This is a genomic window from Microbispora sp. CSR-4 (genome assembly GCF_008033685.1).
Lineage (GTDB): Bacteria > Actinomycetota > Actinomycetes > Streptosporangiales > Streptosporangiaceae > Microbispora.
On the sequence record NZ_VJVX01000006.1, the window covers coordinates 105071 to 119038 of the forward strand.

General features: G+C 70.7%; 13 protein-coding genes. 7 read left to right on the plus strand and 6 right to left on the minus strand.

All coding sequences use genetic code 11. The features are described 5' to 3' along the window. Positions 1 to 123 precede the first annotated feature (123 nt). Both FLV34_RS08180 and FLV34_RS08185 read left to right on the plus strand, forming a co-directional pair. Complete coding sequence (locus FLV34_RS08180; RefSeq protein ID WP_260617306.1) at positions 124 to 1020, plus strand: aldose 1-epimerase family protein; 897 nt, start codon at positions 124 to 126, stop codon at positions 1018 to 1020. Beyond that, positions 1021 to 2025, plus strand: coding sequence for a phosphotransferase family protein (locus tag FLV34_RS08185; RefSeq protein WP_142648302.1), 1005 nt, complete (start codon positions 1021 to 1023; stop codon positions 2023 to 2025). Positions 2026 to 2027: 2 nt separating this feature from the next. Here FLV34_RS08185 and FLV34_RS40285 read toward each other — a convergent pair whose 3' ends face one another. After that, entirely contained in the window at positions 2028 to 2195 is a 168-nt protein-coding gene (locus FLV34_RS40285; RefSeq protein ID WP_168065994.1) for a hypothetical protein, read from the minus strand. A gap of 120 nt (positions 2196 to 2315) precedes the next feature. Between FLV34_RS40285 and FLV34_RS08190 the strand changes: the two genes are divergently transcribed. Then, a complete protein-coding gene (locus tag FLV34_RS08190) occupies positions 2316 to 3563 on the plus strand; it encodes an FAD-dependent oxidoreductase (RefSeq protein ID WP_147942774.1) in 1248 nt (415 codons plus the stop codon). Between the two features lie 35 nt (positions 3564 to 3598). Then, positions 3599 to 4933, plus strand: a complete 1335-nt coding sequence (locus FLV34_RS08195) for a class II 3-deoxy-7-phosphoheptulonate synthase (RefSeq protein ID WP_147942804.1) — start codon at positions 3599 to 3601, stop codon at positions 4931 to 4933. Positions 4934 to 5029: 96 nt separating this feature from the next. On the opposite strand, the gene FLV34_RS08200 is transcribed toward FLV34_RS08195, so the two are convergent. Next, entirely contained in the window at positions 5030 to 5395 is a 366-nt protein-coding gene (locus FLV34_RS08200; RefSeq protein ID WP_142648300.1) for a co-chaperone YbbN, read from the minus strand. Between the two features lie 122 nt (positions 5396 to 5517). On the opposite strand from FLV34_RS08200, the gene ctaD reads away from it, so the two are divergent. Beyond that, positions 5518 to 7203: a cytochrome c oxidase subunit I gene (gene ctaD, locus FLV34_RS08205; protein ID WP_142648299.1), complete on the plus strand. Its 1686-nt coding sequence runs from the start codon at positions 5518 to 5520 to the stop codon at positions 7201 to 7203. A 49-nt stretch (positions 7204 to 7252) separates the two neighbouring features. Here the strand turns inward: ctaD and FLV34_RS08210 are convergent, their stop codons facing one another. The 3 genes from FLV34_RS08210 to FLV34_RS08220 form a co-directional block, all read right to left on the minus strand. Continuing rightward, complete coding sequence (locus tag FLV34_RS08210) at positions 7253 to 9706, minus strand: ExeM/NucH family extracellular endonuclease (protein ID WP_147942775.1); 2454 nt, start codon at positions 9704 to 9706, stop codon at positions 7253 to 7255. Positions 9707 to 9867: 161 nt separating this feature from the next. After that, the gene (locus FLV34_RS08215) at positions 9868 to 10737 is read right to left on the minus strand and encodes a universal stress protein (RefSeq protein ID WP_142648297.1); all 870 of its coding nucleotides are present in this window, start codon (positions 10735 to 10737) and stop codon (positions 9868 to 9870) included. An 89-nt stretch (positions 10738 to 10826) separates the two neighbouring features. Further along, positions 10827 to 11297 carry a universal stress protein gene (locus FLV34_RS08220; protein WP_142648296.1) on the minus strand — a complete coding sequence of 157 codons (471 nt, stop codon included), beginning with the start codon at positions 11295 to 11297 and terminating at the stop codon, positions 10827 to 10829. Between the two features lie 401 nt (positions 11298 to 11698). Here FLV34_RS08220 and FLV34_RS08225 point away from each other — a divergent pair, with 401 nt between their 5' ends. After that, complete coding sequence (locus FLV34_RS08225; RefSeq protein WP_142648383.1) at positions 11699 to 12415, plus strand: permease prefix domain 1-containing protein; 717 nt, start codon at positions 11699 to 11701, stop codon at positions 12413 to 12415. Here FLV34_RS08225 and FLV34_RS08230 read toward each other — a convergent pair. Further along, positions 12375 to 12698, minus strand: coding sequence for a helix-turn-helix transcriptional regulator (locus tag FLV34_RS08230; RefSeq protein ID WP_142623248.1), 324 nt, complete (start codon positions 12696 to 12698; stop codon positions 12375 to 12377). The genes FLV34_RS08225 and FLV34_RS08230 overlap by 41 nt on opposite strands. An 82-nt stretch (positions 12699 to 12780) precedes the next feature. On the opposite strand from FLV34_RS08230, the gene FLV34_RS08235 reads away from it, so the two are divergent. Continuing rightward, positions 12781 to 13968, plus strand: a complete 1188-nt coding sequence (locus tag FLV34_RS08235; RefSeq protein ID WP_147942776.1) for a cytochrome ubiquinol oxidase subunit I — start codon at positions 12781 to 12783, stop codon at positions 13966 to 13968.

Below are 13968 nucleotides of genomic sequence, written 5' to 3' on the forward strand. Positions count from 1 at the left end.
AAGTGGGAGCGCTCCCACAATCCTCCCACCCCGCTTGGATCAAGGGCGATGAGCTGGGATAAAGTCCCTGCATACCGTCAGATGACCAGCTTCTTGACGTCGCGTCAGCGAGAGGACTCCCCCGTGCCCGATTACACGATTGCCGGCGGCGGATACCAGGCCACGATCAGCGAGCGGGGCGGCGCGCTCCGGGTGCTGCGCCACGAGGGCCGCGGACTGTTGACGAGCTGGCCGGAAGGCGGGCCGGTCCCCTACTACAGCGGCACCATCCTGGCGCCATGGCCCAACCGGGTGGTCGGCGGCACGTACGTCTTCGAGGGGCAGCGCCGCCACCTGCCGGTCAACGAGCCCGACCGCGGCCACGCCCTGCACGGCCTCGTCTCCGGCGTCGACTGGAAGTGCGCGGAGCTGCTGTCGGTGGAGGACCACCACGGCCACGTACGGCTGACGCACGTCGTGGAGCCCACCGAGGGCTACCCGCACAGGATCTCCCTCGAGGTGCGCCACTCGGTGTCCGCCGAGGGCCTGTCGACCACGCTGACGGCGCAGAACGTGGGCGAGACGGCGGCGCCGTACGGCTGCGGGCCGCACCCGTGGCTGCTGGCCGGGCCCGACGTCACCGCCTACGAGCTCGGCCTGCCGGCCGGGCGGGTGCTGCTCACCGACGACCTGCTCGCCCCCACCGACCTGGTGGAGGTCGAGGGAACGCCCTACGACTTCAGGACGCCGCGCGTGATCGGGGACACCGCCGTCGACCACGCCTTCACGGGCGTGACGGAGGGACGCGTACGCGTGCTGGGGCCGGAGGGCGGGGTTGAGCTCACCTGGGACCCCGCGGTGCTGCCGTGGGTCCAGATCTGCACCGGCACGGGGCTGGGCCACCAGGGGCTGGCCGTGGAGCCGATGACCTGCCCGCCCGACGCGTTCAACTCGGGCACCGACCTGATCGTTTTGCAGCCGGGGGACAAGCACGAGGCCACGTGGGCCATCGCGGTCACCACTGCGTCATTGGAAGGCTGAATGGACAGCAGGACGAAGAGGCGGTTGTCCCCCGCCCGGCTCGACGAGGTCACCCGCGACGCGCTCGGCTGCGGGGTGACCTCGTCGGAGGAGCTCACCGACGGCTTCGCGAACGCCGTCTGGCGGCTCGGCCTCGACGACGGACGTCAGGTGGTGCTCAAGGTGGGGCCGCCGCCCGACCTGCGGCTGCTGGCCTACGAGCGCCACCTGCTGCGCACCGAGGCGATGGTCTACCACCTCGCCCAGCCCGCCGGGCTGCCGATGGCCGCCCTGCTCAAGGCGTCGTTCGACGACCCGCTGCTGGGCGGCGACTACCTCATCCTGTCCGCGCTCGACGGGGTGCCGTGGAACCGGACGACGCTCAGCCCCGCGGAGGAGGGCGCGCTCCGGTTCGAGCTGGGCCGCCACCTCGCCCGCCTGCACTCCATCCCGGGCACGGGCGTCTTCGGCTACCCGTACGCCGGGCTGACCGGCCGGACCTGGCGGGAGGCGTTCCTCATCATGGTCGGCGCCCTGCTGGACGACGCGGTCTACTACAACACCCCGCTCCCCGCCACGATCGTGGAGATCGTCGGGCTCGTCCACATGAACGCGCACGTCCTCGACCAGGTCACCACGCCGTCGCTGGTGCACTTCGACATGTGGCCGGGCAACGTGTTCCTGGACGGCGACAACCGCGTGCAGGCGCTCATCGACCACGAGAGGGCGTTCTGGGGCGACCCGCTCGCCGACTTCGTCACTCCGACGATCTTCGACGAGCTGCGCGAGGACGACCCGATGCTCATGGGTTACCGGCAGGAGGCCGGCCCCGTGCGGCTGGACCAGGCCGCGCGCGTACGGATCGCCCTCTATCGGGTCTACCTCTACCTGATCATGCTGGTGGAGGACGGCCCCCGGCAGTATCCCGAGGAGTCCTACGCCCGCATCAGGGACATCACCACGCGGTCACTGGCCGCCTGCCTCGACCTGCTGCGCGCGGGGGCGAGGAACCACGCGCACGTCTGAGGTCACGCCTCCAGCGTGAGGGACTGCGAGCCGCACCCGTTGCCGGTGTGCGGCTCGGAGTCGCCGGTCGCCGCGAGGGCCGCGGGCGCCCCTACGGTCAGCGAGGCCACGAGGGACAGGACCATCGTCCCGGCCGCGACGCGGGGCAGGTGACTCACACGAGCACTCACAGCGGACTCCATAAAGGCCGACTCCATTGATCACAAAATAGCGGTCCCGCACGCGCTCCGGTAGGCCCACATCTGGCGGCCCGGCCCCCCGCGTGAGACAATTTCAGCGGGTGATGAATTATGGAGACGACATGTGTGATCGCGGGCGGCGGGCCCGCGGGGGCCATGCTCGCACTGCTCCTGGCACGCGCGGGCGTCGATGTCACTCTGCTGGAGAAGCACGCGGACTTCCTGCGCGACTTCCGCGGTGACACCATCCATCCCTCGACCCTCCAGATCCTGGACGAGATCGGCCTGGGCGAGGCGTTCCACCGGCTGCCGCACCGCAAGGCGCACACGCTGTCCATGCGGACCGACGACGGCGAGGTGCCCATCGCCGACCTGCGGCGCCTGCCGGGGAAGTACCAGTACATCGCCTTCGTCCCACAGTGGGACTTCCTCGACCTCCTCACCCGCGAGGCGGCCGCCTATCCCAACTTCCACCTCCTGATGAACGCCAAGGTCGTCGACCTCGTACGGCACGACGGCGCGGTCCGCGGGGTCCGCTACCGCGACGAGCGGGGCGAGGAGCACGAGATCAGGGCCGTGCTCACCGTCGCCGCCGACGGCCGGCACTCCGACGTGCGCCGGGCGGCCGGGCTGGCGCCCAAGCGTTTCGGCGCCCCGATGGACGTCGTGTGGTTCCGGCTGCCGCGGGCGGAGGGCGATCCCGAGCAGCCGTTCCTGCGGGCGTCCGCCGGACGGCTCATGGTCGCGATCAACAGGGAGACCTACTGGCAGCTCGCCTACATCATCCCCAAGGGCGGCTTCGCCGCGCTGGAGGCGAAGGGCGTCGGCGAGCTGCGCCGCGAGGTGGGACGGCTGCTGCCCTTCCTCGGCGGCAGGACCGGCGAGCTGCACGGCTTCGACCAGACCGGTGTGCTGAGCGTCGAGGTGAACCGGCTCACCCGCTGGCACCTGCCCGGGCTGCTGCTGATCGGCGACGCGGCCCACGCGATGTCGCCGGTCTTCGGCGTCGGGATCAACCTCGCCGTGGCGGACGCCGTCGCCGCCGCCAACGTCGTCGGGCCCGCCCTGCTGCGCGGCCGGGTGCCCGCCGCCGTGCTCGCCAGGGTCCAGCGCCGCAGGAAGGTGCCCACGATCGTCGTGCAGACCGCGCAGCGGGTGGTGCAGGACCGCCTCATCCGGCCGACGCTCGCCGGTCCCGTGGGGCGGATCCCGGCTCTCACCCGCGTGCCGGCGGTGCGCTCGCTGGTGCCGCGGTTCATCGGTCTCGGCGTCCTGCCCGAGCACGTACGTCTTCCGCTGCGAGAAAAAAGATCTCAGCAAATGGACAGGACGGGGCCCGCACAGGACCGGGTGCAATAACCTTGGTTCCCGTGAGCGCAACGAACCTCGACCCCGTGAGCGGCCCTGCCCTGGACGCCTGGCGTGATCTTCCCGCGGCCCAGCAGCCGGACTGGCCGGACCGCGGTGAGCTGGACAAGGTCGTAGCGGAGCTGGCGTCCCTGCCCCCGCTCGTGTTCGCCGGCGAGTGCGACCAGCTCAAGGAGAGCATGGCCGCCGTGGCGCGCGGGGAGGCGTTCGTCCTGCAGGGCGGCGACTGCGCCGAGACCTTCGCGGGCGCGACGGCCGAGAACGTGCGCAACAAGCTCAAGACCCTGCTGCAGATGGCGATCGTGCTGACCTACGCCGGCCGCGTGCCGGTCGTCAAGATCGGCAGGCTCGCCGGGCAGTTCGCCAAGCCGCGCTCCAAGCCCACGGAGATCCGCGACGGCCTGGAGCTGCCGGCCTACCGGGGCGACATGGTCAACGGCTTCGACTTCACCGCCGAGGCCCGCCGTCCCGACCCCAACCGGCTACTGCGCGCCTACCACTCCTCCGCCGTCACGCTGAACCTCGCGCGGGCCTTCACCAAGGGCGGCTACGCCGACCTGCGCCAGGTCCACGCGTGGAACCAGGACTTCGTGGCGGAGTCCCCGGCGGGGCGGCGCTACGAGCAGCTCGCCCGGGAGATCGACCAGGCGCTCTCGTTCATGCGGGCCTGCGGGGCCGACCCGGAGGAGTTCCACACCGTGGAGTTCTACTCCTCCCACGAGGCCCTGATCCTCGACTACGACCGGGCGCTCACCCGGATCGACTCGCGCACCGGCCTGCCGTACGACGTGTCGGCGCACATGGTGTGGATCGGCGAGCGCCCCCGCCAGCTCGACGGGGCGCATGTCGAGTTCTTCAGCCGCATCCGCAACCCGATCGGCGTGAAGCTCGGCCCGACGACCACGCCCGAAGAGGCCATCGCGCTGATCGACAAGCTCAACCCCGACAACGAGCCCGGGCGGCTCACCTTCATCACCCGGATGGGGGCGGGCAAGGTCCGCGACGCGCTGCCGACGCTGGTGGAGAAGGTCAACGCGAGCGGCGCGACCGTGGCGTGGGTGTGCGACCCGATGCACGGCAACACCTTCGAGGCGCCGAGCGGGCACAAGACCCGCCGCCTCGACGACGTGCTCGACGAGGTCGCGGGCTTCTTCGAGGTGCATCACGCGCTCGGCACCCACCCCGGCGGCATCCACATCGAGTTCACCGGCGACGACGTCACCGAGTGCGTGGGCGGCGGGCACGCGATCGTGGAGGAGGACCTGGCGCTGCGCTACGAGACCGCCTGCGCCCCCCGCCTCAACCGCGGCCAGTCGCTCGACCTCGCCTTCCGCGTCGCGGAGCTCTACCGGTCGAGCTGACCGGCACCGGCACAGGACCGCTGAACCCGCCGTCGCCCTCCGATCGCTCGGACGGGGTGACGGCGGTTTCCGTTTCCGGGGGCGCGGCCCGCTGCCTCAGGAGTTCTTGGCCTCCGCCTCGATCTGGGCGCGGATGGCGTCCATGTCGAGCGCGCGGAGCTGGCTGATCAGGTCCTCCAGCGCGGGCGCGGGAAGGGCGCCCGGCTGGGCGAACACCACGATGCCGTCGCGGATCGCCATGATCGTCGGAATCGCGGTGATCTCGAAGCCCTCCGACAGGCCCGGCTGCGCCTCCGTGTCGATCTTGCCGAAGGTGATGTCCGTGTGCTCCTCGGACGCCTTCTCGAAGATCGGCGCGAACGACCGGCAGGGGCCGCACCAGGACGCCCAGAAATCGAGCAGTACGATGCCATTGTCGGCGATGTCGTTGAAGTTCTTCTCAGTTACCTCGATGGTCGCCACGGGCGACTCCTTTCGCTCGGTCTTCAGCGGGCATAACCAGCCGGTCGATCCCAGCATTCCATTTCGCGATGAGCCTCGTGTGATTGGGCAGCAGACCTCCTTGACGTAGAAGGAGCACGCCGATGACGACTCACGCCGTACGGCCGACCGACCTGACGGGACAGAAGGGCCCCGGCGCCCTGCTCGTCTCGTGGCTGTCGAGCACGGACCACAAGGTGATCGGCAATCTCTACATGATCACCGCGTTCTTCTTCTTCCTGGTCGGCGGCCTGGAAGCCATGGTCATCCGCGCGGAGCTGTTCGAACCGGGCATGCAGTTCGTCACGCTGCAGCAATACAACATGCTGTTCACGCTGCACGGCAGCGTCATGCTGCTGCTGTTCGCGACGCCGTTGTTCGCCGGGTTCGCCAACGCGGTGATGCCCCTGCAGATCGGCGCGCCCGACGTGGCCTTCCCCCGGCTCAACATGGTCAGCTACTGGATGTTCCTGTTCGGCGGCCTGATGGTGCTGGCGTCGTCGCTCACGGGCGGCGCGCCGACGTTCGGCTGGACGGCCTACACGCCGCTGTCGTCCGCGTCGTTCACCCCGCAGCTCGGCGGGGACCTGTGGATCATGGGGCTGGCGCTGTCGGGCCTCGGGACGATCCTCGGCTCGGTCAACTTCATCACGACGATCATGTGCATGCGCGCCCCGGGCATGACGATGTTCCGGATGCCGATCTTCACGTGGAACGTGTTCTTCACCTCGATCCTCGTGCTGCTGGCCTTCCCGGTGCTCGCCGCCGCGCTGCTGGCGCTGGAGATCGACCGCAAGCTCGGCTCGCACATCTACGACCCCGCGAGCGGCGGCCCGATGCTGTGGCAGCACCTGTTCTGGTTCTTCGGCCACCCGGAGGTCTACATCATCGCGCTGCCGTTCTTCGGCATCGTCACCGAGGTGATCCCGGTCTTCAGCCGCAAGCCGCTGTTCGGGTACGTCGGGATGGTCGGCGCGACGATCGCGATCACCGCGCTGTCGGTCACCGTGTGGGCGCACCACATGTTCGCCACCGGCCAGGTGCTGCTGCCGTTCTTCTCGCTGATGACGTTCCTGATCGCCGTGCCCACCGGAGTGAAGTTCTTCAACTGGACGGGCACGATGTGGCGGGGCCATCTCACGTTCGAGACGCCCATGCTGTGGTCGGTGGGCTTCCTCGTGACGTTCCTGCTCGGCGGGCTGACCGGGGTGATCCTGGCGTCGCCGCCGCTGGACTTCCACGTGACCGACACCTACTTCGTGGTCGCCCACTTCCACTACGTGGTGTTCGGCACGGTGGTGTTCGCCATGTTCTCCGGCTTCTACTTCTGGTGGCCGAAGCTGACCGGGAAGATGCTGAACGAGCCGCTCGGGAAGATCCACTTCTGGATGCTGTTCATCGGGTTCCATCTGACGTTCCTCATCCAGCACTGGCTCGGCGCGCAGGGCATGCCGCGGCGGTACGGCGACTACGCGGCCAGTGACGGCTTCACCTGGATGCACCAGGTGTCGAGCCTCGGCGCGTTCCTGCTCGGCCTGTCCACCCTGCCGTTCCTCTACAACATCTGGTGGACCGTACGGCACGGCGAGAAGGTGACGGTGAACGACCCGTGGGGGCATGCCAACTCGCTGGAGTGGGCGACGTCCTGCCCGCCGCCGCGCCACAACTTCCTGTCGATGCCGTCGATCCGCTCCGAGCGGCCCGCCTTCGACCTGCGCTATCCGCGTCTCGGCGGCAAGCCGGGCGAGCCGCCCCAGACCAAGCGGGACATCGTCGATCCCGACGCCTGACGAACGGAAAGGGGCCCCCGGCGACGGGGGCCCCTTCGCGTGCCGGTCGTCAGGGCTTGCCGCCGGGCAGCTCCAGCCCGATCAGCAACGGGTCGTGATCGGAGGAGCGGAACGCGTCGGGCCGGTAGAGGCTCGGCGGGTTGAACTCCAGGTTGTAGTCGAGGATGCGCGACTCGTCGGAGTTGACGTGCCAGATCGTCGCCCCGGTCACCCGCTTGGTCAGCTGCTTGCCGGCCATGGCGTGGTCGAGCTCGCCCGACAGCCCGCCGAACAGGTAGCTGTAGCGCTGGTCCTCGGGCACGAACCGCTTGGACAGGCTGGTCAGGCCGCCCTTCTCCAGGGTGTGGATCGGGTCCTCCTCGCCGTAGGCGTTGAGGTCGCCGATCACCAGCGGGTTCGGCAGGTCCATCGAGCCGATGAGGCCGAGCACGGCCTTGGCCTGCCGTACGCGCTCGGCGTTGTAGCAGCCCTGGCCGTCGCCCTGGTCCGTGTCGCCGCTGGGGGCCTCCGCGTCACAGCCCTTGGACTTGAAGTGGTTGACGAGCAGCGTGAACGGCTGGCCGCCGCCCACCCGGCGGAAGGTCTGGATCAGCGGCGGCCGCCGGAAGACGGGGTCGGCCGACGACCGCGTCGCCCCGACTGGGGTCACCTTGGCCGGCTTGTAGATCGCGGCGACGTGGATCGCGTCGGTGCCCGGGTAGGGGTGGGTCAGCGCGGCGTACGTGCCCGCGCCCACCTCCGCGTTCAGTGCGGCGACCAGCGCGTCGACGGCGGTCTGACCGTTGTTCTCGACCTCCATGAGCCCGACGACGTCGGCGTTCAGGCCCTTGAGCGTGGCGACGATCTTCTTGAGCTGCCGCTGCTGCTCCTCGGCCGTGTTGGCGCCGCGCGAGCCGAGCGTCGTGAACCAGTTGAGCGTGTTGAGGCTCGCGACGCGGACGTTCCCGCCGACCGGCGCGGGCGCGGGCATGCGGGGGTTGGTCCGCTGGAAGGTGATCGGCTTGGTCGGCTCCAGCCGGTAGGCCCCGAAGCCGTAGCTCAGCACGCCGGTGATCCCCTTCGCGGTGTCGCCCAGCCGGACGACCTCCGGGCTCGTGTAGGGGATCGTCGCCGGGTTCTCGGTGTTCGAGCCGTCGTCGACGAGCAGCGTCCTGCGGGCGTCCAGCGCGGGGTCCACGCCCTTGCGGTCGGTCGGCTGGAACAGCCTGCCGCCCGCCGCGACCGTCACCTCGCCGTATCGGCCGAGGTTGTAGTGGTCGGTCACGGTCAGCGCCTCGGGGAAGGTCACGAGCACGTTCTCGTACGGCTCGAAGGTGTCGTCGCCGGCCCGCGGCAGGTCGTAGGCCTTCGGCGTGATCGTGCCGGTGCCGCAGACGTCCACCACCGTGACCGGGGACAGCTCGGTGAGCCCGTTGAACTCGGTGACCCGGCCGGTGACGAGCACCCGGTCGCCGACCTTCACGTCCTTCAGGGTGTCCCGCGCGAACGCGAACAGGCCGTCGGAGGTGGCCGGGTCGGCGTCCGGCGTCGGGTCCTGGAAGTAGAAGCCGCTCTGCTGACCGGTCGTCTGGAAGTCGCCGGTCACGATTCCCTCGACGCGGACGGTCTGCCCGGCGAGCGGGGAGGCGTCGCCGCTGCCCTGGACCTCGGCGATCTGCCGGTTCGCCGGCACGTCGCACGGATCGCCGGTGGGCGTGGGCGACGGGGAGGGCGACGGCGACGGCGAGGCGGAGGGGCCGGCGGAGGGGGTCGCGGACGGCGACGGGGAGACGCCGCCGCACGGAGCGGGCGGCGTCGCCGTGTTGCGCGGCGCGGGCGTGCCCGCGGTGAAGTCGGCGGCGTTGTCGTCGGTGTCCGCGCAGCCGCCGCCGGCGCGCACGGCGGCGGTGGAGTTGCTCAGGCCCGGGGCCGCCGCCGAGCCCTCGAAGTAGTTGGCCGTGCCGTACCCGACGAGGTCGGCGATCTGCGCGGTCTGCTCGGGGGTGCACGGTGAGGAGCCGCCGTTGCAGGCGAGGCCGGTGGTCGAGCGGACCAGCGCGACCTTGCCGGCCGTGGCGCTCAGGCTCAGCGTGCCGACGGTGTCGGGGGACGGCAGGGGGCCGCTCGGCGTCGTTCCGGCGGAGAGCTGGATCAGGTGATACTGCCCGGGGGCGAGCGAGCCCGACAGGTTCTGCTTCTGGGAGCCGAACTGGCCGGTCCCGGTGGCACTCGTGTACTGGAGGGACCAGCCGTCCAGCGAGATCTCGGCGGTGCCGCGGTTGAACAGCTCGACGTAGTCGTTGGTGTAGGGGGCGCCGGAGTTGCCGCCGCCTCCGTACACCTGACTGATCACCACGTCGCCCGGCTCGGCCGAGGCTGGCGACGTCGACGCGACCGTGACTCCGGCGGTCAGGAGGCCTGCGGCCGCGAACGCGGCGACCGCGCGAGCGGCGCGGCCGACACCGCGTCTCGAGTCGCGGCCACCGGGGTGGTCATCGGGGCAGGCCCGGGATAGAGCACGCATGCCCCGGACTTTAGGGGGAGATCACCTCGACACCAGGACCAAAAAGTGTCTTTATCACAAACTTGTATGAATTTGCCGATTAGCAGACGTCGCAACCGTAGGGCTGCTGCCCTTGCGCGGCGCGATCCGGGATGGATCGGTCCTCACGCGGCCGCCGCGCTTCAGCAGTGGACGACGGCGACCGGGCAGGTGACCGCGTCGATCAGCGGCCGGGTGACCGACCCGAGCCTGCCGAGCACTCCACGGGCGCGGGTCGCGCCGACGACCAGCATGGTCGCGCCGGGTGAGGCGCCGGCCAGCACGTCGAGCACGGGCCCCTCGACCGGCCTGAGCAGCGTGCGCACCTCGGGATATCGCGCGCGCCAGGGCTTCACGGCGGCCTCCAGCGCCTCGACGGCCTCCCTGCCGGGGACGTCGGACATCACCATGGGCGCCATGCCCGCGCTCCAGGCCGCGGCCGGGTAGCGCCAGGCGTGCACCGCGATCAGCTCCAGCCCGCGCAGGGCGGCCTCGTGGTAGGCGAAGGCGAGGACGTGGTCGTCGCCGCCGCCGACGCCCACGACGATCGGGCCGGGGTGCCTGCGATGCGGCAGCGGCCCCCGGCCGCGCACCACGATCACCGGGCACAGGGCGTGCGTCGCGACGTGCCCCGCGACCGACCCCATCACGCGCCGGGCCACGCCGCTCAGGCCGCGCGATCCCACGACGACGAGGTCGGCCGTCTCCGACAGCGCGACGAGCCGGTCGGAGGCCGGCCCCTCGAACAGGTCCTCCCGCACGCGGACGCCGCTCGTGCACTGCCGGGCGCACTCCGCGCCGTGCCACAGCACGTGCTCGGCCGCGTGCTGCAGCGACCGGCGCGCCTCCTCGTCGTCCGTGCCGTACGGCGACTGCCAGGCATGGCAGACGGTGATCGCCGAGCCGCGGAACTCGGCCTCGTCCATCGCCCAGTCGAGCGCCTGCATGGCGAAGTCGGAGCCGTCGTACCCGACGACGATGCCCGGGGCGTCGACCGGGCTGCTGGGGTCCATACGCTCAGAGTCCGCCCGTGCCGTGCGCTCCGGCAGGGCGGAAAGTCCCGATACCGGGAGGACGTCCGGCCCCCGGCATCAGACAGGGGTCAGGACCGGCTTCCGGCGAGCACCCCGGGACGGCGGTCGTGCTCCATTCCGGGCAGCACGACGACGACCGGGCACCTGGCCCGCAGCAGGCAGGCGGAGACGACCGGGTTGAGCACGGGGTAGGGCTCCGACTCGGCCTCGTGCGCGCCCAGCACCAGCAGGTCGGCGCCCTCGGTCGCGCGGAGCAGGACCTGGGCGGGCGGCCCCTCGATCACGACCGGCTCGACGTCACGCTCGCCGAGCTCGGCGACGGCCTGGGCGGCGATGTCGAGGGCGGTCCTGCGCTCGTCCTCCCGTGAGGTGCGGCTCGCGATCGGCGCGTAGTGGGCGTGCAGCCCGCCCGTCCACTCCCAGGCGTACACCGCTTCGACCCGCGCGCCGCGCAGCGAACCCTCGGCGGCGGCCCACCGCAGTGCGGCCTGCGACGCCATCGACCCGTTGATGCCCACCACGATCTTCGGCTGGTTCACGTTCCGCCTCGCTCTCCGCTCTCAGTCTCGCCGACCAGGGTTAACAGGGTGTTGCCGCGGCGAAACGGTCAGAAGACACCGCCCATGAGCATCCCTGTACCCAGAAAACCCCCGTGTCCCTCGCGCCGCAAAAGGGACAGGGCCATGTTTTGGGGGCGGGGTTCACCTCGAAACAGCGTATCTGCGAACCGGAGCGGTGCCGCTCATCCCCTTTGCCCGTCCGGAGGCCTTCGCCGGCCGTCTCGTTGCCCGTCCCGCCTGCTCAAGCAAAGCGCCCGCCGCCCCCGCGACGGCAGTGCCGTACGGCTCGGACCGGGTGGGACCTTAGGCCCGGGTCAGGGATGCCCCTGATGCGGGCGGCACGTCCCGCCCGTACGCTTGCGGCAGACCGGGGAGGGATGATGAGGAACGCGGGTCCGATCGACGAGTACGTCGCGTCGATGCGTCACACGCTGCGGGGCCCGGGCCGGGCCAAGCGCGACCTGCTGGCCGAGGCGCGCGACAGCCTGCTCGACGCGGCCGAGGCGTACGAGGCCGAGGGTCTCCCCCGGGACGAGGCGGAACGGCTGGCGGTGACCGACTTCGGCGCCGTCGCCGAGATCGCGCCGGGTTTCCAGGGGGAGCTGGCGGTGAGCCAGGGCAGGCGGACGGCGGTGCTGCTGTTCCTCAGCGTGCCGCTGACCGCGTTCCTGTGGGCGGTGATCTGGCGGATCTTCCCCGAGAGCCCGCACATCGAGCAGATCAAGCCGGTGTGGTTCGGGCCGCTCGCCAGGACGGTGGACGCGTTCCAGCTCGGCGTGGGCGTGGTGGGCGGCCTCGCGCTGCTCGCGCTCGGGCGCGGATCGCGGCACGTCCCCGGGCCCGAACGGCTCACCCGGTGGCTCGGGGTGTTCGTCTGGATCCAGACGCCGCTGATCGGGGTCATGGGCATCACGCTGGCGGTGGCCTCGCAGGGCCCGGTGGGGTTCACCGACTACCTGCCCGGCCTTGGCGTGGCCATGGTCAGCTACGCGTGCGCGATCGCCCAGTTGTACAACGCCGCGCACTGCCTGCGCTGCACCCGGGCGATCTCCGCGCTCAGCGCAGCGGGTCGAGAACCCTCCCTATCGCGGTCGTGAACGACCGCCAGGCCGACCGCTCCCCCGCCAGCGCCGTGCGCCCGGCGTCGGTGAGGCGATAGGTCCGCCGTTTGCGGCCTCCGTCGGAGGCCCACTCGCCGGCGAGCAGCCCGGCGCGCTCCAGCCTGCGCAGCGCGGGATAGACCGTGCCCGTCGGCACGTCGAGCGCACCGCCGCTGCGCTCGCGCAGCGCCTCGATGATCGCGTAGCCGTGCAGCGGCTCACGCTCCAGCACGGAGAGCAGCAGGGCGTCCATATGGCCCCGGAGCGCATCGGCGTTCACGGCCGCAGCCTATCCCGGTTAGTCATGCGTCGAGTCTACATGTAGGCTGTCTATATGTAGACAGCCTACGCATGGAGAAATCATGGACGTCGTCGATCTCGCCCGTGCGCAGTTCGCGGTCACGGGAGCACTCCATTTCCTGTTCGTCGTGCTCACGCTGGGACTGGCCCCACTGGTGGCGATCATGCACACCCGCTATGCCATCGGCGGGAAACCCCTGTACGAGCGGGTGGCCCGCTTCTGGGGGCAGATTTATGTGATCAACTACGTGCTGGGCGTCGTCACCGGGCTCGTGATGGAGTTCCAGTTCGGGCTGAGCTGGAGCGGGCTCTCCCACTACGCGGGCGACGTGTTCGGCGCGCCGCTGGCCATGGAGACATTGCTGGCGTTCTTCCTGGAGTCCACGTTCCTCGGCTTGTGGATCTTCGGCTGGCACCGGCTGCCGCGCGGGCTCCACGTGGCCTGCATCTGGCTGGTGACGCTGACGGCGTACGCCTCGGCGCTGTTCATCATGGTCGCCAACTCCTTCCTGCAGAACCCGGCAGGATCACAGGAGGTGGGCGGACGGCTCGTGCTGCGCGACTTCGGCGCCCTGTTCACCAACACGGCCCTCGTCTTCTCGCTCCCCCACGTGCTGAGCGCCGGCCTGTGGGCCGGCGGGTTCGTCGTCATGGGCGCCAGCGCCTACCACCTGTTCCGGCGCACCCCCGAGCGCGAGTTCTTCTACCGGTCGCTGCGCATCGGCGTGCTGACCGCCTTCGTCGGGTCGCTGTTCACGGTCGGGTTCGGGTACGCCCAGTTCGGACCGGTCGGCTCCCTCCAGCCGGACAAGTTCCACGGCGCGGTCCCCGGCGTCTCGCTCGAACTGATGATCATGATCGGGCAGCTCGGCCAGTTCGGGGTGATGTTCGTGCTGACGCCGCTGCTCATCCGTGACGTGCTGGCCCGCTCACGCCGGCTGCACCCGTTCCTCATGCTCATGACCCCGCTGCCGTTCGTCGCGGCGATCGCCGGCTGGCTCGTCCGCGAGGTCGGCCGCCAGCCCTGGCTCGTCTACGGCAAGCTCTCCGTGGCCGACGCCCTCACCCCCGGGCTGACCCGGGCGGACATCACCGCCTCCTTCGCGGGATTCGCCGGCGTGCTCGCACTGCTCGCCCTCGTCGACTACGTCCTCATCGCCCGTGCCGTACGGCGCGGCCCTGGACGCGTCATGCTCGGCGCCGCGGACGCTCCCGTCACCGCGGGGTCCGTCCCCGCCCCCTCGCTGTAG